This is a genomic window from Idiomarina sp. OT37-5b (assembly GCF_002968395.1).
Lineage (GTDB): Bacteria > Pseudomonadota > Gammaproteobacteria > Enterobacterales > Alteromonadaceae > Idiomarina > Idiomarina aquatica.
Genome location: NZ_CP027188.1, coordinates 2,031,151 through 2,055,414 on the forward strand (window position 1 = coordinate 2,031,151; position 24,264 = coordinate 2,055,414).

Consider the following 24,264-nt stretch of genomic DNA (forward strand, 5'->3'; position numbering starts at 1 on the left):
TACGCCTCTCTGTCGGCAATGTCAGTTAATGAAAAATGACAACCAAAAAGCCCCCGACTGAGCGGGGGCTTTTTAGTGCTTATCTCCGTCTATTCATTGTCTTGGCTAAGACTCAACTGACGAACGGTATTGGCCTCAATGTCACTGTTGTTAAACCAAATTGAACGCAATTGTGGTTGCTGTGAATACAGCAAGGTTTGATCAATGTAATGATCAGACAGCACATTGCGTGATTGCGAATAACTCAGCAAGCCCTGAGCAGAAGGCCCTTGTTCAGTGAACTCCATGGTGAACATCCAGCTTGAGCCGTAACTGATGTGGTAGCCAAGCCCCGCTTCGGTCAAATTCGAGCCATCCACTTGCGGATAAATCAAACGCGGATAAATCGTACCGTCCGAGCCTGTATTAGCGCGGAACACGTTAAAGCCACCTTCAATGTTATTGGCGCCCCCCCAAGGTAGGCGTTGTCCTGAAGGCTGACCGTCGGGCAACGCCCGTTCGACAAACTGTACCTCGCCTAATGGCGCGTCGATGTCTAGTCCAAGCGACTGGATACGAACCATGGCGTTACCCAAATCGGTCAGTACGGATACGTTATTAACCAGGTCACGCGGAGTGTTTAACGGGTCAGTCGGATCAAAGTCCACCTGCCACTTCGGATCACGATTAAACTCCGTTGCAAACTCGCGGAACAGCATGGCTCCGACGCTGTCTTTGTTCATGGTTCCGTCCCACTGTGCCAACGTATCGCAGGCCGGTTTGATACTCTGGTTACCGGCGACCGTGGCAACAGGTTGTTCACCCTGACGCGAGCACAATGACAACAAGTCATCCAGCACCGCTTCAGCCAGATAGCTACGGTTGCTGAGCAATTTTTCAGCAATATCTTCGCGGGTAAATTTACCGTCAGCTGAACCACCCTCGGCTAACATCTTCTGACCCAATCGTGAACGCCATGACTGTTCATTACCGACAGGCCCCCACAATGGCGCCACGTCGTCAATCGGTTGCTCCGGATTGGTCAGCCAGAAACTGTCGTTGGAGTTCTGCACAAAGTCAGTGCGCAGTAACGAAGGTGCGCGACTAAACGGCATCTTGCCATCGGCTTTAAATAACGCTGAATTGCCCGGCATTACCGGAAAACCAGCCGACTGGCTGATACCCTGCAACAACGTATTCTGCTGCCAGGCCGCGAGTGCTTCTTCACTGATATTCGGTACCGACGAACCATCGGTAAAGAAGGCATCACCATCGTCGTCCACCGACATCGCGTTATTGAATACGGTTCCGGTGTAATCGATAAAGCTCTGCCGATACTCCTCAATATTACGGGAGCGGTTCATCGCCAACCAGTGGTCAAGAATTTCATAATTCGGCAGGTTGGCATCGTAAATCGCATAAGCAACATCTTTACCGAAGTCATCGACACCCCAGGTGAGCGGCGAATTCGGTACTTTTATAATGGTACCGAAGTCACTGTGATAACTGGTTTTCTGCAAGGTGATGCTCTGTCCGCCGCCAACATTGACCTGGATCTGATGGGTTTTGGTGGTCATTTCGACCGGTTCCCCGTCGACCAGATAAGTTGTTCCTGTTTCATCTTCAGGATCCAGCTCGAGCTGATGCACCACGAAGCGATTTGCGGTTGAAAACGTATGGGTCCATGCCACATTTTCGTTAAATCCGATGTTTACCACGCCCGGCATACCGGATAACGAGCCGCCTGCGACTTTCAATTCGCCGGGAATTTCAATACCAAACTGCCAGAAGCGCTGATTACCGGTGTGCGGGAAATGCGGATTTGCCAATAACATCCCCTGCCCTGTAGCACTCAAATCGCGCCCAATCGCCCAGCCATTTGAGCCCATCTCCGTCGGGTTGGGTTCAGGCATATGAACGCTGACTTTTGAAAAGTCTAGGCTGGCGGTCTCCTGCGCCGGCATTACCGGTTGCGGGGTATAGTCCTGACCCGGAGGAGCGGCGACGAAAACCGCGCCGGTAAAGTTACTGGCACCAGGCAGCAACGCAACACCCTGTGCGTACGTTAGCATGTCAATCGGCGTGATTTCACGAACAAAAGGCTGGCCGGCACACTGCGGATCGATATTAGCGACGCCGGTATCGTTTAAATATCGGTTATAACCTGCGGCATATCCCTGCAATAGCGCCTTGGATTCATCGCTTAGGTTAGCAAAACCTTGCTCGGCATTGTCACGAATTCCCAAGGCCAGAAAACCAAAATCATCAATCACATTCTGACTGTTACCTGAACCAATAGGATTGTCAGGCCCGAAAAACATCGAACGTTGAGAGTTAAACTTAACGATCTGATCGGCAAGAATACAGATATTATCCTGCGCGAAGGCATAGCCCACGCCAAATGCCATACTTTCAAGATTATCAGCGGTAATATACGGCACGCCATAGGTGGTCCAGGCAATATCTGCCTGCAACTGACCATCCTCGTCAAATGTAGAAAGCGGCTCCTGCTCCGGAAGCGGGCTGCTGTAGTCCGGTTCTTCTGTCGCTGGGGGCGCCTGATATTCAGGGACTTCGTTGTCAAACTCACACCCCGCGAGCGCAACGGCCCCCGCTAAGATCATCCCTTGATAGATCCGACTTGTTTTTGGCAAATTCATCGCTTTGTCCTTTGTTATTGTATTTTGCAAACGATACTGCCTAATTCGTTTAACTGCTGAGTATGTAACCAAGTGGTCTAACCTGCAAGCAGTAAGCCGCCTTTTGCTTACAGATTTATCGTGCCAATAAGGTAATCCACCGCACGCCCGTAGAGCTGTACCCGTTCGCCCTTGACCACACAGCGAATAGTGCCGCCGCGCGCCGATAATTGACGGGCATTAAGTTCTGACTTTTGCAGTTGCTCAGCCCAGTATGGTGCCAATTGACAGTGCGCCGAACCGGTCACGGGGTCCTCCGGAACGTTGAGTTTTGGGTAAAAGCAGCGGCTGACACAATCGTATTGGTCACCGGCTGCGGTAACCACGACACCACGCGAATCCAATTGGCGTAGCGGCGTCAAGTCGATTACCAATGACTGCACTTGCTGCTCATTATCCAACACCACAATGTGATCATAACCCAGCAATACGTGGTTGGGCTCGAACCCAAGTGCTTCGGTAATGGCAGTCGGCGTTGCCACCGGGGTCGGTCGGGTTGCCGGAAAATCCATCATCAGTCCGCCTTCGGACCGATGCACGATAAGCTCACCACTGCGACTGCTGAAACGCACTTCATCCTGGTCAAAGCCCAGATGCGAAAATACCACATGAGCCGCTGCCAGGGTCGCGTGACCACAAAGGTCAACTTCCGCAGCCGGAGTAAACCAACGTAACTCGTAACCCGCGGCTGACTTAACCAGAAACGCGGTTTCAGAAAGGTTATTTTCCTCGGCAATGCGTAACAATAAGTCATCATCCAGCCATTGTGGCAACGGCACCACCGCTGCTGGATTGCCCTCGAACACGCGCTCTGCAAACGCATCAACCTGAAATAATTTTAGTTTCACCGGAACTTACCCCTTGCGGTTATTTCTAATTGGCTATACATAGTAATGTATGAAAACGATGCTGATAAAGACACTTAACCTATTACTCCTGCTAACGAGCGCAATCTCTTTTGCGTACGTTGAACAAGTGTGGGCGGACTCCGGTACTGGCGAAGCCCGCCAGTTTGTCCATCAGGCATCCGATTTTCAGCGTCATACCGAGCGTTGCAACGAAAACTGCCAAACCCATTGCAATGAAAAGGACTCCCAGGACACCAGCGCCCTAACCGGTTTTGCGCAGCTTACGCTTAACGCTGTTAAGCACTCAAGCTCAGTCGCTGATGAGCCGGCGGGGTTTGCTCACACTCGCCACCAACACCCGCAAACGCGCGCACCCCCAGTCACTTCTTAACACAACGACTACCCTCGCTCTACCGCGTTGCAGAGCGCACTTTGTTGTAATTAAGGAGTACTAAAATGACACCATTTAAAGCCCTTCAGTCTGCGCCATCGAGCACGGAACTGAATACTCTGGCCGATATTGAGCCGCCGGAAAAATTGAGCTGGAACGACGCAGCTTTGCAGGTATTTGATGACTTTCAACGCCACGACCCCATCATGGTCAGTGCGAATAGCACGCTGGCAGCCACAGAAAAACTGCTGACCAGTAGCGGACAGCGCTATGCCTGCGTTACCAATGCACAGCACAAAATCATTGGTATTGTTGCATTACGAGAGTTTTACGGTCGCCGGGCCATGCAACTTGGCTTACAAGCGCAGATACCTCGTCAGGACGTCGCTGTTAAAGACTTGATGACGCCACTAATGCAACTGCCGCAAGTGGAATACCGTCAGTTGCTATCAGCACGAATTGGCGACGCTGCAGCCACCTTAAAAATGAAAGGTCACGACTTTATTGTGATAAAAACCGGTGACGTTATCCGCGGTGTTGTTTCCTCTCTGCGTATCGCCCAGCGTACCGGAGAGTCCGTTAATATTTACCATTCGGCATCGACGTTTGCGGAAATCATGACGGCGGTCAGCCATAAAGAACTGACGGATTAAAATAACCCTGACCGTGGTAGCCGATCCCTCCGGGACGGCTACCGTCGGTCAAAGTAAGACATTGCCAACAAGGTATCATGAACGCCTTTGATGTTTAGCGGAAGCCACTCCTCATACATCGCCAAATCCCGATAATCGTCGAGCTTGATCTCGGCCTGCAATTCCGCCAATGATTTACCGTCCAACATTCCCTCGACAACCGCAAGGTAAAGATCCTGAAGGTAATTTAAATACCGTTGCACATCATGCCGGGTTCCCATTTCAGCATGTCCGCCCACAAAAACATCGAACGCCGGTTGCCTTAAAATTTCTTGAGTTGAATGGATCATGCCGTGAATGTCATAACCGGGCAGATCTTTATAGGGCATCCGACCAATGACGATCCAGTCGACCACATACAGCACGTTAGCCGGCATAAAGCGCATACTGACGGAACCACGTCCATTGTTAGGCCCGTGATAATTGAGTTGAACAGAACTGTCCCCCAGCTTGACCGTCATCCCATCCGCAAAGGTCTGCGTTGGCAGCACAGTAGGCGTTTGGGTCCACTCCAGATCTTCGGCCGCGTACTCATGCGCGAGTATTTCCACCTCAGCATCAGCCAGTTGTTCACCTCCCAGCGTATGATCAATATGATTGTGACTGTATGCCATATAGCGGATGGGTTGATTAAACCGTTGTTTAATTTGTTGTTTTAAGTAGGCCGCCGCCTTTGGATTAATGGGATCAGTAACAAACACACCACTTTGCGTCACCATGAACACGGAATGGTAATGCCCGGCACTGAATCGATAGACGTTTTCTTTCACTCGCTCGATGCGATAGTCCGCGGCCGATAAACAACCGCTGTAAACCAACAAACTGATGAATAACATTCTTAGCCACATATTGATCACTCCGCCTTATCTTAGCTGCCTCTCACCGTCGCTGGCATTAAGCTCTACTAACTAAAGCCAACTTATGCAAAACTGGCAAAAAAACATAACGAGAACGACTTATGACTTATCGTATCGCCACCCTCCTTGCCGCTGGTTTATTCGCACTCACGTCGGCGCAGGCAGACGCTCTGCAAGCTCAAGGACGTGTTATCGAATCAGCCGACCAGTTTCAGGTTGTTGCTCACCGTGACCGCATCGAACCGATGAACGCCATAACCAATCATCGCCTTGATACGTTACTTCCAACGTTAATGGATGCCGCTGATCTTGATATGTGGCTGGTTATTAACCGCGAGTACGCTGAAGATCCGGTCTACTTTTCCCTCGTGCCGCAGCCTACTTTTGCTGCCCGGCGCACCACGATGCTTATTTTTAACCGACATGAGGATGGTCATGTCGAAAAACTGTCGGTCAACACCTACCCATTTGGCAAGCCCTATGAGTCCGTCTGGTCCGGCGGTGATCTGGATGAGCAATGGCAGGCTTTGGCAACCCTGATCGCTGACAAAGACCCGCAACGCATTGGTATCAACGTATCAAAGGACTGGCCAGTAGCAGATGGCCTCACGCAAGGTTTACACAAACGCTTGCTTGAGGTGTTACCGCAGCACTATCAACAACGATTGGTTTCCGCTGAGGACCTCGTCGTGCGCTGGGTAGAAACCCGTACGGAGCGGGAAGTCAGCATCCTCAGTAGCGCAGTTGCTGTTGCTCGAGGCGTTATCGCTGAAGCATTCAGCAATAAAACCATCACCCCCGATGTAACCACCACCGACGATGTGGCCTGGTACATTCGCGAGCGCTTTGAGAAGCTGGGGCTGGAACCTTGGTTTATGCCTTACGTGACCTTCCAGCGGCAAGGTCATCGATGCGACGACAATATGCCGTTCTGTAGCACCGGTAATGGGATCATTAAGCGTGGTGACGTGCTACATACCGACGTAGGCATTTGTTATCTGGCGATGTGCACCGACACTCAGGAAATGGCCTACGTGCTTAAGCACGATGAAAATGAAGCGCCACAAGGACTAACCGACGCGCTGGCGACCGGCAATCGCTGGCAGGATATATTAACCACTGAATTTGTCGCTGGTCGCAGCGGTAACCAGATACTGGCGGCTACGATAAAAGCGAGCCAAGCGGCTGGCATTAACAGCAGCACCTATACACACCCCATTGGTTTTTACGGCCATGCCCCAGGCCCAACGATCGGTATGTGGGACAATCAAGGCCCAACACCTGTCCGTGGCGATTGGCCTTTACACGCCAATACCGCTTATGCAATTGAAGGTAATATCAAACAATCGGTGCCGGAATGGGATGGCCAGATGATTCAGATTATGCTTGAACAAACCGCCTTTTTCGATGGCGACAAGGTACTCTACAGTGCCGGGCGTCAAACGCAGTGGCATTTAATCCGCTAGTCTGCTTGTGGGAATTACTGATTGGTGTTAGTTACGAGTGTTATTGGTGCCGAGGGGGGGACTTGAACCCCCACGCTGTTACCAGCGGCGGATTTTGAATCCGCTGCGTCTACCAATTCCGCCACCTCGGCATAAAGATGGGATGTCATTGTTGGCGACGGATGGGATTATACCCGTGCGAAAGTGCTAATCAAGCACTTATTGCAGAATTTTTTCAGCATTGCGTTTGATTGCTGATTAGTTGAGCAATTCGGTCTCTTTTGCGGTGACTGCCGCTGCCTAAACCAACGTGTTATGATAACAGCGCCGTTTAACTAGACTGAAAAACTCTATGGTTTCCAACGCTCAAAAATTACACGCCAGTTTTCCAAGTGCGGGCTTTCCCCGTCGTCTGGCAGCCTGGATATATGACTTACTGGTTGCCGTTGCCATCATTATGCTGGCTTCTGCACTGGCACTTGCTTTTGCCGGCATACTTTCTGCCAGTGGTATGATAACCCTGACCGAAGACTTCGATCACGCAGCCTGGCTGGCTCAAGGGCCTTGGTACAGCATCTATCTTGTCGCCGTGCTCGCGCTGTTTTTTGGTTATTTCTGGAAAACCTCCGGCCAAACCGTCGGTATGCGCGCGTGGCGTTTGAAACTGCAAAACCGCGATGGCAGCAAACTCAGCGTCCGCCAAACCTTAGTGCGGTTGCTCACCTGTTTTGCCGGACTCGGCACCTTGTGGGTGCTGGTGGACTTTAAAAACCGCCGCGCACTGCAGGATTACGCGGCCGGCACCGAGTTAGTGGTACTGTCGAAGGAGGCCAACCAGTTGTTCTACTGGCATGAACTTTAAGCATGGTTTTTCTGCATAAAGTAAACCGCCAGGCCGGCAAACACCACACTGGGTAAAATCGCTCCTAACACCGCTGGTATCTGGTACACCTGTGCCAGCGGACCAAATATTTCATTGGTCACGTGGAAACCGAAGCCAGTCACCACGCCCAGCAAGATTCTCGCCCCCATACTGGTTGAACGCAAGGGTCCAAAGATAAATGACATGGCCACCAGCAACATCACCGCGACCGTCAGCGGCGCAAGCACTTTCCGCCACAGCGCCAGCTCATAACGTTGCGAAGACTGCTGATTACTCTCGAGATAGTTCAAGTAATCCACCAATCCTGTTATCGACAATGACTCCGGTTTTACCGTGACGACGCCCAGTTTATCGGGTGTCAATGAGGACTGCCAGGTCATTGAAGGTAGTTGCCGCTCAACAATCTTCCAGTCCTGAATTTCGGTCACCACCACTTGATTGAGACGCCATTTACTGTCCGCAAACAAGGCTGAGCGAGCGTAGGTAACCTGTTGCAATTGCTGTTGTTGATCAAATTCGTAGATCAAAACGCTGTTCAATTGACCGGTATCCTGCACCTCACCGATATTGATGAAGTTTGTGCCGTCTTTGGCCCACACTCCCCGTTGCGCAGAAATCAGGCTACCGCCGGAGATTTCCTGGGCGCGAATTAAGCGACCTTTGGCTTCCATGGGTGGCGCTACCCACTCACCAATCGCCATCACTGCCACCATCATGATAATGGCGGTTTTCATCACCGCAGCGGCTATATTCAGGCGCGAACGGCCTGCCGCCATCATCACCACCAGCTCTGAATTACTGGCCAGCATACCCATGCCGATCAAACCGCCGAGCAAGGCCGCCATCGGAAAAAACACTTCGACATCTCGGGGCAGGCTGTAAAACACAAACAGTGCAGCATCAACCACTTCATAACTGCCACGCCCCACCGCCTTTAATTGTTCGACAAAACGGATCAGCGCCGACAATCCGGTGAGTACGGCTAAACTGAGCAAAGACGTACGCAGTACGGTCATGCCGATATAACGTTCTAATATCGATAGCATCAGCTACGCCTCCACTTTAAGCTCGCTAGCATTTTTAAGCCGACCGGCCGACCTTTGCCAATCAAAATCATACCAAACACCAATAACCCGACATGAATCCACCATAATCCGATTGCCGCCGGTATAACACCGTCACGTACAGCCGACTTGGCCGCCATAAGGAGCAGAAAATAGCCCAGATAAATGAGCAGTGCCGGAGCCATCCGGGCAAACTTGCCCTGTCTCGGATTAACGCGGCTTAACGGTACCGCAATCAGCGTCAGCAACGGCATCGCCAGCGGTATCGCGATACGCCACTGAAATTCAGCGACTGCGGCATTACCGGGCTCGTTCAATAATTCCAACGTGGTATAAGCTTCTAACTTGCGCAGTTGTTCATTGACCGGTTGCTCTTTGATTTGCAGTCGGTAGCTTTCAAACTGCATTAATTGGTAGCTGTTACGATCCCCGGCAAAGCGTTTGCCCGCGGTCAGTTCGAGCCACTGCTCACCGCCCGGTTCAGTGATCACCCGGCCACCGTCCGCCATCACCACACTGCCGCCCTGCAACTCGCCCTGCTCGTGTTGATGCTGGGCAACAAACACGTTATCCAACTGACCGTCGTCGCCCTGCGCTTCGATAAAAATAACCGCTTTCTGGTTACTCGCCTGCTGAAAGCGGCCGGGCATCAACGCGGTGAGGCCACTGTCGGCACGTGCTTTATCCTCAATTTGCTGCTCTTGATCCAGCGCCCAGGGCACAGCCCACAAGGTCAGCACGGCCGTTACCGCAGCTAACACCAGTGACAACACCAGCGTAACCCGGGTTACGTACCACTCACTGACGCCGCAGGCGTGCAACACCGTCATCTCGTTGTCGGCATAGATGCGGCCGTGCGCCAGCAAAATGCCTAAAAACAAACTGAGGGGTAAAATCAGCGATAACAACGCTGGCAAGTTCAGTGACAGCAACTGAAAAATAATGGTCCCGGGTATGTCACCTTCAGAAGCGTCGGAAAGCACGCGAACAAACTTTTGGCTGACAAAAATTGTCATCAAAATGAATAAAACCGCGAGTTGTGACTTAAAGGTCTCGCTGATTAAATATTTAAATATGCGCACTGACTTTCGCTCTTAACATGGGTTTTTACTGGAATAGCTGAGATTTTTAAGTAAACTTGTTATTTTAACAACAAATTTATGCTTTGGGTAAACTATAGCAGGCCTTTAGCCCTACCGAAACAGGAGCCTTTTCATGGAGTTCAGCGTAAAAAGTGGCAACCCGGAAAAACAACGCTCTGCTTGTATCGTCGTTGGTGTGTTTGAACCCCGTCGATTGTCAGGCGTAGCCGAACAACTCGACAACGTCAGTGAGGGGTATCTGAGTAACTTATTGCGACGCGGAGATCTCGAAGGCAAATCGGGCCAGGTGTTATTGCTGCATCATGTACCCAATGTGCTGGCGGAGCGAGTATTACTGGTTGGTTGCGGTAAAGAGCGGGAACTGGACGAACGTCAGTACAAACAAATCATCGCTAAAACCATCAATACCCTGAACGAAACCGGCTCGATGGAAGCCGTCTGTTTCTTGAGTGAACTGCATGTTAAAGGGCGCGATACCTACTGGAAAGTTCGTCAGGCCGTTGAGGCCGCACGCAGCACCATTTACAGCTTTAACCAACTGAAAACGAAAAAAGAAGAGCCCCGTCGGCCACTGCGTAAACTGGTCTTTAATGTGCCAAGCCGCAAAGAACTTGGCATTGGTGAGCAGGCGGTACAGCATGGCCTGGGCGTTGCCGCGGGCATGGATCGTTGCCGCGATGTCGCCAACATGCCACCTAACATCTGTACACCTCGCTACCTCGCCGAACAAGCGCAGGAAATTGCCAGTCAGTACGACAACTTAAGCGTAACGACCGTCGAAGAGAAAGAGATGGAAGCGCTGGGTATGAACGCATACCTTGCGGTAGGCCGGGGTTCGGAGCATGAATCAGTACTTACGTTAATGCATTACCGCGGCGCGGCTGATGATCAGGCACCGATTGTGCTCGTCGGTAAAGGCCTGACCTTTGACTCCGGCGGTATCTCCATCAAGCCTTCCGCCAACATGGATGAAATGAAATACGACATGGGCGGCGCTGCCGGCGTTATTGGTGCCATGCAGGCACTGGCTGAACTGCAGCTGCCGATTAATGTCATTGGCGTTATGGCCGGCTGTGAAAACATGCCCGACGGCAAAGCCTATCGCCCCGGTGATATTCTCACCACCATGAGCGGACAAACGGTAGAGGTGCTGAATACCGACGCAGAAGGGCGGTTGGTCCTATGCGATACGCTGACTTATGTTGAGCGTTTTGAGCCTGAGCTCGTCATTGATCTGGCAACTCTGACCGGTGCCTGTGTTGTGGCGCTGGGCGCGCACGCTTCCGCGGTGCTTAGCCAACATAACCCGCTGGCCAGCGAAATCCTTAATGCCGCTGCGCAAAGTGGTGATAAAGCCTGGCGCCTGCCGCTGTGGGACGAATATCAGTCACAACTTGATAGCCCATTTGCCGACATGCAGAACATCGGTGGCAAAGAAGCCGGCACCATTACGGCTGCCTGTTTCCTATCACGCTTTACCAAAAAGTACACCTGGGCGCACATGGACATCGCCGGCACGGCCTGGCAAGGCGGTGCCAATAAAGGATCAACCGGACGCCCGGTGCCGTTATTGACCCAATTTTTGATCAACCGCTGCAGCAATGCAGAAAGCGCCGAGTAAGATGCCGAAGGTTACTTTCCTGCTGTTACCGGACGTACCGGAAGACGAGCAAAATCGGTTGATTTGCGATAAAATCGCGGATCTTTTTCGGCACTATCGTAAAGTGCGGGTTTGCGCGTCATCGCAAACCCAGGCCGAGGCCTTAGACGAACTGCTGTGGCAGCGGCCTGCCGATGGCTTTATCCCGCACAATTTGCACGGCGAGGGCCCGGCCAACGGCGTACCGGTAGAAATTATCTGGCCACAGGCCGAAAACGTTAGCCGGCGACCCGGCTACGTTTTATTTAACCTGGCGGAGCAAGTACCGGCGCAGGCACAACAAAGCCAGACACTATTCGATATCGTTCCGCCGGCCGAGGCACAGAAAGCACTCGCACGGGAACGCTACAAACATTATCGGGCCAATGGGTGTGAACTGAACACTCAGCCCTTGAATCCAGCTTAACAGAAAGGTCATTATGGATAAGACGTATTCCCCAAAAGACATCGAAGAAAACCTCTACCAACAGTGGGAAGAAAAAGGCTATTTTAAACCCAGCGGTGAGGGTCAGCCCTACTCCATTATGATTCCGCCACCAAACGTTACGGGTAGCCTGCATATGGGTCATGCGTTTCAGCATACCATTATGGATACGCTGACCCGCTATCAGCGTATGGATGGCAAAAATACACTATGGCAGGTAGGCTCGGACCATGCCGGCATCGCCACCCAGATGGTTGTTGAGCGCCAGCTCGCCGCACAGGGTCAAAGTCGTCAGGACCTTGGTCGGGACGCCTTTATCGACAAAGTGTGGGAGTGGAAAGAGCAGTCCGGTGGCACTATCACTTCACAAATGCGCCGCTTAGGTGACTCCGTCGATTGGGACCGAGAACGCTTCACCATGGACGAAGGCTTGTCCAAAGCCGTGTTAGAAGTGTTTGTGCAACTTTACAAAGAGGGATTAATTTACCGCGGCAAGCGACTGGTAAATTGGGACCCTAAGTTACAAACCGCCATTTCTGACCTGGAAGTTGAAAATAAAGAACAGCAAGGCTTTATATGGCATTTGCGCTATCCGCTGGCGGACGGTGCAAAAACCAATGATGGCAAGGACTATCTGGTGGTTGCCACGACGCGTCCAGAAACCATGCTGGGCGATGTTTGTGTTGCGGTGCACCCGGACGACGAGCGCTATCAGCATTTGGTCGGTAAAGACGTTGTGCTGCCAATCGTTAACCGCCGTGTGCCCATCATCGCCGATGACTACGTTGACGCCGAGTTCGGTACCGGTTGCGTAAAAATCACGCCGGCTCACGACTTCAACGATTACGAGGTCGGTAAGCGCAATCAACTGGGTATGATCGCGGTATTTGATAATACCGCTAAGGTGCTCGCTAAAGCCGGTCTTTACACCAGCACTGGTGAAGAGCTGGATGAGCTGAATGGCTTTACCGGCGAGTTGCCTGAGCATTACGCCGGCCTCGACCGTTTTGATGCACGCAAGCAACTGATCGCTGAATTTGAACAGCAGGAACTACTTGAGAAAACCGAAAAACACACCAACAAAGTTCCATACGGCGATCGCGGTGGCGTGCCGATTGAGCCTCATCTAACGGATCAGTGGTACGTGCGCGCAGCACCATTGGCCGAGCAGGCGACTCAGGCGGTCGAAGACGGTCGTATCGAGTTTGTACCAAAGCAATACGAAAATATGTACTTCAGTTGGATGCGTGACATTCAGGATTGGTGTATCTCGCGGCAGCTATGGTGGGGACACCGGATCCCGGCCTGGTACGATAAACAGGGTAACGTTTATGTCGGCCGTAACGAAGATGAAGTGCGCGCCGAATACAACCTGGGCGACATCGAACTGCATCAGGATGACGATGTCCTCGATACCTGGTTCTCATCGGCGCTTTGGACCTTCTCCACGCTGGGTTGGCCAGAACAAACCGACGATCTTAAAACCTTCCATCCGACCGATGTGCTGGTCACTGGTTTTGACATCATCTTCTTCTGGGTTGCGCGTATGATCATGATGACCATGCACTTTATGAAAGATGAGCAGGGTCAGCCTCAGGTTCCGTTTAAGAAAGTGTACGTCACCGGCCTTATTCGCGATGAAGAAGGCCAGAAAATGTCCAAGTCAAAAGGTAATGTGCTGGATCCTCTGGACATGATTGACGGTATCAGTGCCGATGAGCTGGTTGCTAAGCGCACCGCCAATCTGATGCAGCCTAAGATGCGGGAAAAAATCGAGAAAGCTACGCGCAAACAGTTTCCTGAGGGCATCGCCGCACACGGCACCGACGCGTTGCGGTTTACCTTAACCGCATTAGCCTCAACCGGCCGCGACATCAACTGGGACATGAAGCGCCTGGAGGGGTACCGCAACTTCTGTAATAAGCTGTGGAACGCCAGCCGTTTTGTACTGATGAATACCGAAGACCATGATTGCGGGGCTAACGGCGGTGAGCTGAAGTTATCACTGGCCGACCAATGGATCCTGGCACGCTTTAACGCGACCGTTAAAGAATTCCGCCAGGCGCTGGATAGCTACCGTTTTGATATGGCCGCGTCGATTGCCTATGAATTCACCTGGAACCAGTTCTGCGACTGGTACCTGGAGCTAACCAAGCCGGTATTGCATAACGGTTCTGAGCATGAACAACGCGGTACGCGTCACACCTTGGTACACATACTGGAGCAATTACTGCGCCTGTTGCATCCGATCATGCCATACATCACCGAAACCATCTGGCAACGCGTTAAACCACTTGCCGGTGTTGAAGGCGATACCATCATGCTGCAGCCTTTCCCACAAGTATCCAGTGATACCGATGTACAAGCGATGCAGGACATGGAATGGTTAAAGCGGGTGATCGTTGCGATCCGTAATATTCGCGGTGAAATGGACTTGTCACCGAGCAAGCCACTGCCGTTGCTGTTATCTCACGCCGATGAAATGGCGCGAGCCAGAATCGAGCAGAACCAGAACTTCCTAAGCAGCTTGGCAAAACTGGAATCCATCGAGTTTCTTGCAGAGTCGGACGAAGCACCGGCCAGCATGACCGCGTTAGTTGATAACCTGCAACTGCACATTCCGATGGCCGGATTAATCGATAAAGACGCCGAACTGAAGCGTCTGAATAAGGCGATTGAGAAAGCCGAGAAAGATCTACAGCGCGTCAGCGCCAAGCTCAGTAACGAAAACTTTGTCAGTAAAGCGCCAGAAGCGGTGATTGCCAAAGAGCGTGAAAAGCAGGCGGAAGCTCAGGAGCTGGTTGATCAATTGCGTGAGCAGCTGAAAAAAATAGAGGCTCTGTAACAGAGCCTCTGGCAACAATCGGAACTCACTTGCTCAGTGCCAGTGAGTTCTATTCTTCTTCCCCGAAATCCTCGTCAGCGAAGTCTTCGTCGTCATCCAGCAGAGCACCCCAGCCGTCATACTCAACACCGCACTCATCAGCGATGGTTGCGATTTCACGAATTTGACGAGCTAGCACCGACTCGTCCAGTTCAACATCAACCGATGCAGCAAAGGCAAACCAACGTTCGCCCTGTTCATCTTCAAACTCGTCGGCGTCATCGACGTGGTAGCCCTCTTTTACCAACTCAACGGCCGCTTTTTCCAGCTTAGTAAAGTCCTGGCTGGCTAAGTGATGGTCGATTTCGTAAGGCAGGCTGGGATCCGCACCATCTTCGATCATCGCGGCAATGGTGTCACGGCTCTGCTCCAGCAAAACGTTTACATCCACGGTCATGGGTTATCCTTTTGTTGTTCCAATGTGTTATTCAGCGCAACGATCTTGTCGTTCATCAACTGGTGGCAATGCTTACTCAGCTCTCGCAGCGTTTCCTTGCGATAATTCGCGATATGGATAGGCGCTAAAAACTCGACCAGCAACTCGCCATTATTCCAGCGGTTCATATGGATTTTACCATGTAAATTTGACACGCACACCGGCACAATATCAACACCCGCTTGATACGCCGTATGGAAAGCACCGCTTTTAAACGGCAACAGCCCGCGGCCATAACTGCGGGTGCCCTCAGGAAACATCCACACCGAAATGTCACGTTTTTTGATGGCTGCCGCAGTCTGTGCAATTGTTCCGTGGGCCCGGCCTTTATTGTTACGGTCGATAAGAATGTTACCGGCAAGCCAGTACAACCAACCAAAAAAAGGAATCCATTTTAAGCTTTTTTTGCCGAGTGTTACGGTATTTGGTGGCAACGTGGCCGCTACGGTAAAAATTTCCCAACTGTTCTGATGATTACAGACATAAACATAAGGTCCGTTTGTGGGGACATCCGGATGCACTTTTAGCTTAAGTTTTACGCCCAGAATCCGCGTTGCAGAACCAAACACCCGCGCCCATAGGTAGGTGTTATTGCGGTGAAACGGCCTTAATATACAGAACAAGCAGCCGATAATACCTATCAATACGACAAATACAGCCAATATGAACCAGCGAACCGCAGCTAACATCATTTCTCCTTGTTGTTTTGCCTCGCTAGTATAACCTCTTTAATGAAGAGTAAACGTCCGATCAGTGACGACAGGAACAAACTACGATGACGATTTTTGAACGACCGATGATAGAGCCTGAAGTATATCAGGAGTTGCTCGATGAAATCCGCGAGTTACATCAACAAGCGGAAAACAGCTTGATTGCTCTTGAGCATGACGCAAATAATGAACAACATCAACACAGTGTCTACCGAGCGATTCATACCATCAAGGGTGACTTAGGCATTATCGGGCTAAGCCCGATGGTTCCGCTTATTGGCGCTATCGAAGATCTGCTCGATCTGATCCGACGGGGGCAGATGACCTACAATTCCGTATTCAGCGACATTGTGTTGAGTTTAATTGATCAAGTTACCCAATTCGTTGAGCAATGCCAGCACCAGGCCAGTATGGATATCCCACAGCAACGTTATCAACGCATCATTGATCTATCGGCCGATATTGTTGCCAGCCCGGATTCCCGACGGCCCCCGCTATTAAGCCGCTTACTGGCACTGCTGTCGCCTGAACTGGTGCTGGATGCCGACATCCAGCCCGAGCACCATTATCGGCCACCTCATACGGAAGATGATTGGGATTATGATCTGCGCTTTTTCCGGCGGCTGATGGCTGAGGTCGAAAAACGCTCAAGTTACTGGCATGACCGTGCCGATCGCCAATTGAAAATTGCACTGATGATCAACCGTTATGCCGGTAGTCCGGTCGATGAGCGGCAGCTAACAGCGGCCTGTTACGTGCACGACTTTGGTATGGGGTTTATGCCGTTGAAGCTGTTACATCAGACCGCAACGCTAACCAGCGAACAGCACAAAACCATTCAGAACCACGTCTATCTGTCGGCAAAATTGCTGGAGAATCTCGACTACTGGAAGAGTGCTAAGCTGATGGTGTTGCAGCATCATGAACAAGCCGATGGTAACGGTTATCCACTGGGGCTGAAAGATGCCGAAATCAGCGACGGCGCAAAAATACTGGCACTGGTGGATACCTTCGATGCCATGACCCACGAGCGGGCACATCAGCATCACCTGAAACGCCCCATCAGCCGCGCCGTTGCCGAAATCAACCGGTTGGCCGGCACCCAGTTAAGTCCTTACTGGGTGACGGTATTTAACGAAGCGATGAACAATTTAGTCAAGAGTTGGCGCTAAGTGCCAGCCTCTTCCCCGTCGCTAGCCTCGGCGGTTTGCGGCAACTCGACCGTGACGCCGTCCACGCGTTGTAAGCCACGCGGTAATTTGTTACCGCGACGACCACGCTCACCACGGTAATGATCCAGATCCGCCGGTTTCAGTGTTAATTTACGCTTGCCGGCTTGTAGCGTGAGCGTAGCCCCCGCAGGGATCGTGGCCAGCGCCACCACGTACTCTTCTCTCGACTGAGCACGCAATGCCGGAATGCTCAGGATCTTGTTACCCTTACCCTTGCTCAACTGAGGTAAATCCGCTACCGGGAATACCAACATGCGTCCTTCATTGGAAATCGCCACCACGCTTTCACTGCTGACGTCATTCACCGCAACCGGATTCAGTACCTTGGCACCGGTCGGCAACGTCAGTATCGCTTTACCGTTTTTATTGCGGCTGACCAGGTCTTTAAACTGACAGACAAAGCCATAGCCGGCATCCGAGGCCAATAGATAATACTGTTGTTCTTTGCCCATGATGACCTGTTCGATCGACTCACCGGCGACAATGTTAAAGCGCCCGGTAAGTGGCTCGCCCTGCGATCGGGCTGACGGCAGCAGGTGCGCCTCACAGGAGTAACTGCGCCCTGACGAGTCGAAAAATACCACCGGCTGATTGCTCTTACCTTCTGCCGCGGCCAAGAAACTGTCACCGGATTTATAACTCAGTTTAGCGCCATCAATATCGTGCCCTTTGGCACTGCGTACCCAGCCTTTTTTCGATAACACCACGGTTACCGCTTCGGCCGGCGTCAGCTCGCGCTCGCTCAGCGCTTTTGCTTCCTTACGTTCCACCAGGGGTGAGCGTCGTTCGTCACCATAGGTTTCCGCGTCAGCCAATAACTCCTTCTTGATCAACGTCTTCATACGACGTTCGGAGCCGAGTAATTTTTCCAGTTGTTGGCGCTCTTTTTCCAACTCGCTCTGCTCGCCCTTGAGCTTCATTTCTTCCAGCTTCGCCAAATGCCGTAATTTCAGCTCCAGAATGGCTTCCGCCTGCTTGTCACTCAGCCCAAAGCGCTTAATCAATTCCTCTTTCGGCTTATCCTCATAGCGGATAATTTCGATCACTTCATCAATGTTCAAGTAAGCGATCAACAAGCCTTCCAACAGGTGTAAACGCGCCAGCACTTTGTCCAGCCGGAACTGCAAGCGACGGGTTACGGTCTGCAACCGGAATTGCAACCACTCACTCAAAATACCCACCAGCGGCTTCACTTTCGGACGTCCGTCAAGCCCCAGGATATTCAGGTTAACGCGGTATTGCTTTTCTAAATCAGTGGTAGCGAATAAATGCGCCATCAGCTGTTCGGTATCGACCCGATTAGAACGCGGCACAACCACCAGTCGGGTCGGATTTTCATGGTCCGACTCGTCACGTAAATCCGACACCAGCGGCAATTTCTTGGCTTGCATCTGCGCCGCAATTTGTTCAAGAATTTTCGCCCCGGACGCTTGATGCGGTAACGCCGTAATCACGATTTCGCCGTCTTCGAGTGCGTATTTGGCACGCATTTTTATGGCGCCACGGCCGCTTTCATAGATCTTCTTAATGTCTTCCGCGGGCGTGATGATCTCGGCGTCGGTCGGGTAATCCGGCCCCTTCAGGTGCGCCATTATCTCATCAAGAGACGCGTTTGGTTTATCCAGCAACAGCGCACAGGCATTGGCCGCTTCGCGAGCATTGTGTGGCGGAATATCGGTGGCCATCCCCACGGCAATACCGGTAACGCCGTTCAGCAGTATGTGCGGTAACCGCGACGGCAGCACCTTCGGTTCTTTCATGGTGCCGTCAAAATTAGGAATCCAGTCCGCCGTACCCTGACCCAATTCGCTCAATAGCACTTCACTGAATTTGGACAGTTTGGCTTCGGTGTAACGCATCGCCGCAAACGACTTAGGATCATCCGGCGAGCCCCAGTTCCCCTGTCCGTCAACCAGCGGGTAGCGGTAGGAAAACGGTTGCGCCATCAGCACCATCGCTTCGTAGCAGGCACTGTCACCGTGAGGGTGGAACTTACCCAGCACATCACCGACGGTACGCGCCGATTTTTTGTATTTTGCCAGTGCCGATAACCCAAGTTCCGACATCGCATAAACGATACGTCGCTGCACCGGTTTCAAACCATCGCCAATATGCGGCAAAGCGCGATCCATGATGACGTACATGGAGTAGTTAAGGTAAGCCTCTTCGGTAAAACGGCTTAACGGTGTCTGTTCACTTACTTCCATCGACATGAGTGGTCTCCGTTATAGCTCAGCCAGATCGGCCATGTTGCCTTTGCTTTCCAGCCAGGCACGACGATCCGCGGCACGTTTCTTGGCCAACAGCATATCCATCAGTTCTTCCATTTGTTCCGCATCTTCTATCGTCAGTTGCACTAATCGACGGGTATTTGGATCCATGGTGGTTTCACGTAACGTCAGCGGATTCATTTCGCCCAACCCTTTAAAGCGTTGCACGTTCACTTTACCTTTGCGTTTTTCCGCGTCGATACGTTCTAAAATGCCGCGTTTTTCATCCTCGTCCAACGCATAAAACACGTCTTTTCCTACATCGATACGATACAACGGCGGCATCGCCACAAAAATGTGGCCGTGCTCAACCAATGGCCGGAAATGTTTCACAAACAAGGCACAAAGCAAGGTTGCGATGTGCAAGCCGTCCGAGTCGGCATCGGCAAGGATACAAATTTTGTGATAGCGCAACTTGTCCAGATCAACGGAGTTTGGATCAACCCCGACGGCAACGGAGATATCGTGGATTTCCTGTGAGGCAAGGATCTGATCCGGTTCAACCTCCCAGGTGTTCAGGATTTTTCCACGCAATGGCATCACCGCCTGAAAGTCACGATCGCGAGCCTGTTTTGCCGACCCTCCGGCGGAGTCACCCTCGACCAGAAACAGCTCGCTACGAGATGGTTCCTGTGAGCTACAGTCAGTTAGCTTACCCGGCAAGGCCGGACCAGAAGTGACTTTTTTCCGCACCACCTTCTTACTGGCCCGCAATCGCCGCTGCGCATTGCTAATACACAATTCTGCCAACGCTTCGGCCTGTTCCGTGTGTTCGTTCAGCCACAGACTGAACGCATCTTTAACGACTCCGGAAATAAAGCTGGCCGATTGACGTGACGACAATCGTTCTTTGGTCTGACCGGCAAACTGCGGGTCCTGCATTTTCGTGGAGAGAATGTAACAACAACGATCCCAAACGTCTTCAGGGGTCAGTTTAACGCCCCGCGGCAGAAGGTTACGAAACTCACAGAATTCCCGCATGGCTTCGAGTAAGCCTTGTCGCAGACCATTAACATGAGTCCCTCCCAGCGCGGTTGGAATCAGGTTAACGTAGCTTTCACTGACGCCCTCGCCGCCTTCAGGTAACCAGGTAACCGCCCAGTCAACGCCTTCTGTCTGCCCGGAAAAACTGCCGTTAAAAGGTTCTTCCGGCAACGTCGGCAAATCACTGACCGCTTCCACCAGATAATCCGTCAAACCATCCTGATAAAACCAACTGTCCTCGCTACCCTCCAGCTTGTTTTTAAACTGGATGGTCAGGCCGGGACACAGTACCGCTTTGGCGCGCAGCAAATGGCGCAGTTTGGTGACGGAAAACTTGGCCGAATCAAAGTATTTCGGATCCGGCCAAAAATGCACCCGGGTTCCGGTATTGCGCTTACCACAGCTGCCGGTGACTTCGAGTTCGCTGACTTTATCACCATTCTCATAGGCCATTTCGTAGACATTACCGTCACGCCGGATGGTCAGCTCAACCCGCGTTGACAGGGCGTTAACAACTGAAATACCAACACCGTGCAGACCACCCGAAAACTGGTAGTTTTTATTCGAAAACTTACCACCGGCATGCAGTTTGCTCATGATCAATTCGACCCCGGGGACTTTCTCCTCAGGGTGAATATCAACCGGCATGCCGCGCCCGTCATCAATCACTTCCAACGACTGATCCTGGTGTAAAATGACGGTAACGGTTTTAGCGTGACCGGCCAGCGCTTCATCAACGCTGTTATCGATGACTTCCTGGCCTAAATGATTGGGGCGGGATGTATCAGTATACATCCCCGGACGGCGCTGAACGGGTTCTAGGCCATTGAGCACCTCAATTGAATCGGACTTATAATCTGTCATGAGTTTTCGTCGTTATCGCTTAGCGCTTGTAGTTATGGGAGTCGACGTAATCCAACCGACTGATGTTTCGCTGTTGTCTTTGTTGTGTAACATGTCGTCAGTGACGACGTTAATAACAACAATGTACCGCTAAGCTACGCTTATTTGAAGCCGTGCGGAAGAAATTTGTCGGCAACACCCGTTTTTACCTGTCCTTGTTCCCGGCATAACCACAGCCAGTCCGCCAAAAATTGATTGACCTGGTGCTTTTCGTCACGGTGACGCATGGCCGGATTGGGTTGCTGGTAATGCACGGCCAGTCGCCGCACGCCCTGACTGGCCATGACTTCGGCCATACGCACGTCGTGATAAAGGCGCACTTCGAGCTTCGCGCGTAGATAGTCGGCTGCCCAATGCCCGGGTTGCTGGGTAATTTCGATATCCGTGGTGTAACGTGATTCTGACGTGATACGCAGATCAAAACTCAGGTAATTACCCGTTACTATGGTGGTGATCGCCGACGTTTCCGGCAACAGGTTGACCAACCCGGCGTAATTACGCTCATGCAATCGATGCAAAGCGGCAACATCGACCTGATACTGCTGTTGATGCGACACGGGTTACTCCTGAGTCTGAAATAAGCGTGATTTATTAAGCTGTATCCATTGTAACCCAATGACACTGGCGGCGTTGTTAAATTTTCCCTGCGCCAACATCTGCACTGCATCTGCAAAACCGATGGTCGATACCCGAATGTCTTCGTGTTCTTCGGCCAATCCACCGAATTCTGCGGCCTGATTGGCGTCCACTTCGGCAATATAAATACTGATGCGTTCGTTGGTGCCGCCGGGGCTTGAGTAATACGTTAATGCCTCGTGCAGCCGTTTCGCCGTCAAGCCCGCCTCTTCCATCAACTCGCGCTCAGCGACTTCCTGTGCGGATTCGTCGCCATCAAACATGCCGGCCACAAACTCAAATAACCAAGGCCCCTGCTCGTTGTTCATAGCGCCTACCCGGAACTGCTCCAATACCACCAGCTCATCGGTCACCGGATCGTATGGCAATACCACCACGGCGTCACCACGATCCATCAACTCACGGTCAATTTCTTCACTCCAGCCACCCGCAAACAACCGGTGTCGCAAGCGATACTTATAGATCGATAAAAAGCCTTCATATTGCGGCTGGATATCCGTAATCTTCACATCGTGTTGGGTAAATTTAGGCTCCACAGTCATCCTTATTGTCTTAATTCTCGTTCAATTCATCGATTAACATACATTCTGTTACACTTAGGCGTGATCTGAAACCATCTTTAGCTTAAAGTTAGAACAAACTCAGGTTAAACTAGTATTCATTCAACGCTGTATGTAAACTATTCGGCCATTGGTGGCGACTACTGTTAAAGTAACATCATCAATCGCTCACATTTAAGCTACGGGACATTACGAACGATGAAAAAGCATTTACTGTCCGCAACTGTTGGTTTAGCGCTTTCCGCAGTTACTTTTACGTCAAGCGCTGACGATTTGGCTCAAATTTATCAGCTGGCTGTACAAAATGACCCAGCGCTATTGCGCGCTGCCGCCGAGCGCGATGCCGCGCAGAAGCAGGTCGACATTGCTGAATCCGGGTTCTGGCCACAAGTAACTGGCTCTATCGGATTGAGCGACAGTAAGGCGGATCGCTTTCAGCCCGGCTTGGGCGTTTACGAAAGCGAGTCTAATGGTTGGAACGCCGGAATCAACATCAATCAAAGTGTGTTTGACTGGAGCACCTGGAAACAGGCCGATATCGCTGACAAGCAGGCCTATCGTGCTGAGGTTGCGTATCGCGATGCTGCGCAAGGTCTGATGCTACGAGTCGTTAATGCTTACTTCGGCGCATTGCAGGCACAAGATGATCTTGATTTTGCAGAAGCCGAAAAACGTGCCATTGAACGCCAGCTTGAGCAGACCAAACAACGGTTCTCGGTTGGGCTAACCGCCATTACGGATGTTCACGAAGCGCAAGCCCAGTACGATAGCGCTGTGGCAGCAGAAATTCAGGCGCGTAACGCGGTCAACATCGCCTTTGAAAATATCCGCGAAATTACCGGCCAATACCCAGAATCACTAGCCGGTCTGCAAACCAATGCGTTTGATCCGACTAAACCGACTCCAGAAGATGTTCGCGAGTGGGTCACAAAGGCTGAGAACGGAAACCTTAGCCTGATGCAAAGTATGGTTGCGGTAGATATTGCTGAACAACAAATCAAGTTGGAGCAAACCGGTCACTACCCAACCGTGTCACTCAACGCAAGCTGGGGCACTGATGATAACGAAACCACGGTCAACGGCACAACAACCGATCTTCCCCGGCTGGATTCTCGCCAAATTGGTTTAAGTGTTGATGTACCTATCTTCTCAGGCTACCGCACCAGCGCGCTGACCGAGCAGGCGCGTGATAATTACGTGGCCAGCAGCCAGACCATGGTGGAAACTCGTCGTACCGTCGAGCGTGAAACCCGTAATGCCTTCTATGATGTCACCGCATCGCTGTCGAGCATTCGAGCCTTCGAACAAGCGGTTACTTCCGCAGAGAGTGCTTTAAAGGCAACCGAAGCCGGCTTTGAAGTCGGAACTCGTACCATTGTTGACGTGTTGAACAGCACCCGTAACTTGTTTAACGCCCGCCGTAACTTGGCCGAAGCGCGTTATGGTTATATTCGTCAGCGGCTGGCACTGGAGCAAGCGGTTGGCGATCTGACACCGGAAGACCTACAAGGTATTAACGCAGCCCTGTCAGAGCAGGCTGACGGCACCGCTGCCGACTAAGTCAACGCGGTCAGACAGCGACAAAGGCATCGTGGAGGTCGGTT

The 24,264-nt window shown here is 51.7% G+C and carries 19 protein-coding genes and 1 tRNA gene; 8 read left to right on the forward strand and 12 right to left on the reverse strand.

Features of this window, described 5'->3' with window-relative positions; all coding sequences use genetic code 11:
* Nucleotides 1–89: 89 nt before the first annotated feature.
* On the reverse strand, nt 90–2,639 hold the full coding sequence (locus C5610_RS09665) for an acylase (protein WP_105306980.1): 2,550 nt from the start codon (nt 2,637–2,639) through the stop codon (nt 90–92).
* Between the two features lie 107 nt (nt 2,640–2,746).
* Complete coding sequence (locus C5610_RS09670) at nt 2,747–3,526, reverse strand: PhzF family phenazine biosynthesis protein (protein WP_105306981.1); 780 nt, start codon at nt 3,524–3,526, stop codon at nt 2,747–2,749.
* A 456-nt stretch (nt 3,527–3,982) separates the two neighbouring features.
* Here C5610_RS09670 and C5610_RS09680 point away from each other — a divergent pair, with 456 nt between their 5' ends.
* Nucleotides 3,983–4,570 (forward strand): CBS domain-containing protein, encoded by a 588-nt coding sequence (locus C5610_RS09680; protein ID WP_105306983.1) that lies wholly within the window; start codon nt 3,983–3,985, stop codon nt 4,568–4,570.
* 38 nt (nt 4,571–4,608) lie between these two features.
* Here C5610_RS09680 and C5610_RS09685 read toward each other — a convergent pair whose 3' ends face one another.
* The gene (locus C5610_RS09685) at nt 4,609–5,457 is read right to left on the reverse strand and encodes an MBL fold metallo-hydrolase (RefSeq protein ID WP_241970655.1); all 849 of its coding nucleotides are present in this window, start codon (nt 5,455–5,457) and stop codon (nt 4,609–4,611) included.
* A gap of 110 nt (nt 5,458–5,567) precedes the next feature.
* On the opposite strand from C5610_RS09685, the gene C5610_RS09690 reads away from it, so the two are divergent.
* Nucleotides 5,568–6,932, forward strand: a complete 1,365-nt coding sequence (locus C5610_RS09690; RefSeq protein ID WP_105306985.1) for a M24 family metallopeptidase — start codon at nt 5,568–5,570, stop codon at nt 6,930–6,932.
* A gap of 44 nt (nt 6,933–6,976) precedes the next feature.
* On the opposite strand, the gene C5610_RS09695 is transcribed toward C5610_RS09690, so the two are convergent.
* Nucleotides 6,977–7,063, reverse strand: a tRNA-Leu gene (locus tag C5610_RS09695).
* A gap of 200 nt (nt 7,064–7,263) precedes the next feature.
* On the opposite strand from C5610_RS09695, the gene C5610_RS09700 reads away from it, so the two are divergent.
* Nucleotides 7,264–7,773 (forward strand): RDD family protein, encoded by a 510-nt coding sequence (locus C5610_RS09700; RefSeq protein ID WP_105306986.1) that lies wholly within the window; start codon nt 7,264–7,266, stop codon nt 7,771–7,773.
* On the opposite strand, the gene lptG is transcribed toward C5610_RS09700, so the two are convergent.
* Both lptG and lptF read right to left on the reverse strand, forming a co-directional pair.
* Nucleotides 7,770–8,840 (reverse strand): LPS export ABC transporter permease LptG, encoded by a 1,071-nt coding sequence (gene lptG, locus C5610_RS09705; RefSeq protein WP_105306987.1) that lies wholly within the window; start codon nt 8,838–8,840, stop codon nt 7,770–7,772. The two genes, C5610_RS09700 and lptG, sit on opposite strands and share 4 nt — an antisense overlap.
* Entirely contained in the window at nt 8,840–9,940 is a 1,101-nt protein-coding gene (gene lptF / locus C5610_RS09710) for an LPS export ABC transporter permease LptF (protein WP_105306988.1), read from the reverse strand. Before lptF ends, lptG begins: the two co-directional genes overlap by 1 nt.
* A 133-nt stretch (nt 9,941–10,073) precedes the next feature.
* Between lptF and pepA the strand changes: the two genes are divergently transcribed.
* The 3 genes from pepA to C5610_RS09725 are packed head-to-tail and all read left to right on the forward strand — an operon-like array spanning nt 10,074 to nt 14,890.
* Complete coding sequence (pepA, locus tag C5610_RS09715) at nt 10,074–11,582, forward strand: leucyl aminopeptidase (protein ID WP_105306989.1); 1,509 nt, start codon at nt 10,074–10,076, stop codon at nt 11,580–11,582.
* A gap of 1 nt (nt 11,583) precedes the next feature.
* Nucleotides 11,584–12,027, forward strand: a complete 444-nt coding sequence (locus C5610_RS09720; RefSeq protein ID WP_105307782.1) for a DNA polymerase III subunit chi — start codon at nt 11,584–11,586, stop codon at nt 12,025–12,027.
* A gap of 13 nt (nt 12,028–12,040) precedes the next feature.
* A complete protein-coding gene (locus tag C5610_RS09725; RefSeq protein ID WP_105306990.1) occupies nt 12,041–14,890 on the forward strand; it encodes a valine--tRNA ligase in 2,850 nt (949 codons plus the stop codon).
* A 49-nt stretch (nt 14,891–14,939) separates the two neighbouring features.
* Here the strand turns inward: C5610_RS09725 and rraB are convergent, their stop codons facing one another.
* Nucleotides 14,940–15,326 carry a ribonuclease E inhibitor RraB gene (rraB, locus tag C5610_RS09730; RefSeq protein WP_105306991.1) on the reverse strand — a complete coding sequence of 129 codons (387 nt, stop codon included), beginning with the start codon at nt 15,324–15,326 and terminating at the stop codon, nt 14,940–14,942.
* The gene (locus C5610_RS09735; RefSeq protein ID WP_105307783.1) at nt 15,323–16,054 is read right to left on the reverse strand and encodes a 1-acylglycerol-3-phosphate O-acyltransferase; all 732 of its coding nucleotides are present in this window, start codon (nt 16,052–16,054) and stop codon (nt 15,323–15,325) included. The genes rraB and C5610_RS09735 overlap by 4 nt, the downstream gene beginning before the upstream one ends.
* 86 nt (nt 16,055–16,140) lie before the next feature.
* On the opposite strand from C5610_RS09735, the gene C5610_RS09740 reads away from it, so the two are divergent.
* Nucleotides 16,141–17,247, forward strand: a complete 1,107-nt coding sequence (locus C5610_RS09740; protein WP_105306992.1) for an HD-GYP domain-containing protein — start codon at nt 16,141–16,143, stop codon at nt 17,245–17,247.
* Here the strand turns inward: C5610_RS09740 and parC are convergent.
* The 4 genes from parC to C5610_RS09760 all read right to left on the reverse strand — a co-directional run bounded on the left by parC (nt 17,244) and on the right by C5610_RS09760 (nt 22,642).
* On the reverse strand, nt 17,244–19,520 hold the full coding sequence (gene parC / locus C5610_RS09745) for a DNA topoisomerase IV subunit A (protein WP_105306993.1): 2,277 nt from the start codon (nt 19,518–19,520) through the stop codon (nt 17,244–17,246). The two genes, C5610_RS09740 and parC, sit on opposite strands and share 4 nt — an antisense overlap.
* A 12-nt stretch (nt 19,521–19,532) precedes the next feature.
* Entirely contained in the window at nt 19,533–21,425 is a 1,893-nt protein-coding gene (parE, locus tag C5610_RS09750) for a DNA topoisomerase IV subunit B (RefSeq protein WP_105306994.1), read from the reverse strand.
* 140 nt (nt 21,426–21,565) lie between these two features.
* Nucleotides 21,566–22,021 carry a DUF1249 domain-containing protein gene (locus tag C5610_RS09755; RefSeq protein ID WP_105306995.1) on the reverse strand — a complete coding sequence of 152 codons (456 nt, stop codon included), beginning with the start codon at nt 22,019–22,021 and terminating at the stop codon, nt 21,566–21,568.
* Between the two features lie 3 nt (nt 22,022–22,024).
* Nucleotides 22,025–22,642 (reverse strand): NUDIX domain-containing protein, encoded by a 618-nt coding sequence (locus tag C5610_RS09760; RefSeq protein ID WP_105306996.1) that lies wholly within the window; start codon nt 22,640–22,642, stop codon nt 22,025–22,027.
* 216 nt (nt 22,643–22,858) lie between these two features.
* Between C5610_RS09760 and tolC the strand changes: the two genes are divergently transcribed.
* Nucleotides 22,859–24,220 (forward strand): outer membrane channel protein TolC, encoded by a 1,362-nt coding sequence (gene tolC, locus C5610_RS09765; RefSeq protein WP_105306997.1) that lies wholly within the window; start codon nt 22,859–22,861, stop codon nt 24,218–24,220.
* Nucleotides 24,221–24,264 lie beyond the last annotated feature (44 nt).

Coding starts and splice junctions, on each gene's coding strand:
- C5610_RS09720 (WP_105307782.1), top strand. CDS start 11,584: ATGCCGAAGGTTACTTTCCTGCTGTTACCGGACGTACCGGAAGACGAG.
- C5610_RS09700 (WP_105306986.1), top strand. CDS start 7,264: ATGGTTTCCAACGCTCAAAAATTACACGCCAGTTTTCCAAGTGCGGGC.
- parE (WP_105306994.1), bottom strand. CDS start 21,425: ATGACAGATTATAAGTCCGATTCAATTGAGGTGCTCAATGGCCTAGAA.
- C5610_RS09725 (WP_105306990.1), top strand. CDS start 12,041: ATGGATAAGACGTATTCCCCAAAAGACATCGAAGAAAACCTCTACCAA.
- rraB (WP_105306991.1), bottom strand. CDS start 15,326: ATGACCGTGGATGTAAACGTTTTGCTGGAGCAGAGCCGTGACACCATT.
- pepA (WP_105306989.1), top strand. CDS start 10,074: ATGGAGTTCAGCGTAAAAAGTGGCAACCCGGAAAAACAACGCTCTGCT.
- parC (WP_105306993.1), bottom strand. CDS start 19,520: ATGTCGATGGAAGTAAGTGAACAGACACCGTTAAGCCGTTTTACCGAA.
- C5610_RS09690 (WP_105306985.1), top strand. CDS start 5,568: ATGACTTATCGTATCGCCACCCTCCTTGCCGCTGGTTTATTCGCACTC.
- C5610_RS09740 (WP_105306992.1), top strand. CDS start 16,141: ATGACGATTTTTGAACGACCGATGATAGAGCCTGAAGTATATCAGGAG.
- C5610_RS09760 (WP_105306996.1), bottom strand. CDS start 22,642: ATGACTGTGGAGCCTAAATTTACCCAACACGATGTGAAGATTACGGAT.
- C5610_RS09735 (WP_105307783.1), bottom strand. CDS start 16,054: ATGTTAGCTGCGGTTCGCTGGTTCATATTGGCTGTATTTGTCGTATTG.
- lptG (WP_105306987.1), bottom strand. CDS start 8,840: ATGCTATCGATATTAGAACGTTATATCGGCATGACCGTACTGCGTACG.
- C5610_RS09680 (WP_105306983.1), top strand. CDS start 3,983: ATGACACCATTTAAAGCCCTTCAGTCTGCGCCATCGAGCACGGAACTG.
- C5610_RS09685 (WP_241970655.1), bottom strand. CDS start 5,457: ATGTGGCTAAGAATGTTATTCATCAGTTTGTTGGTTTACAGCGGTTGT.
- tolC (WP_105306997.1), top strand. CDS start 22,859: ATGAAAAAGCATTTACTGTCCGCAACTGTTGGTTTAGCGCTTTCCGCA.
- C5610_RS09665 (WP_105306980.1), bottom strand. CDS start 2,639: ATGAATTTGCCAAAAACAAGTCGGATCTATCAAGGGATGATCTTAGCG.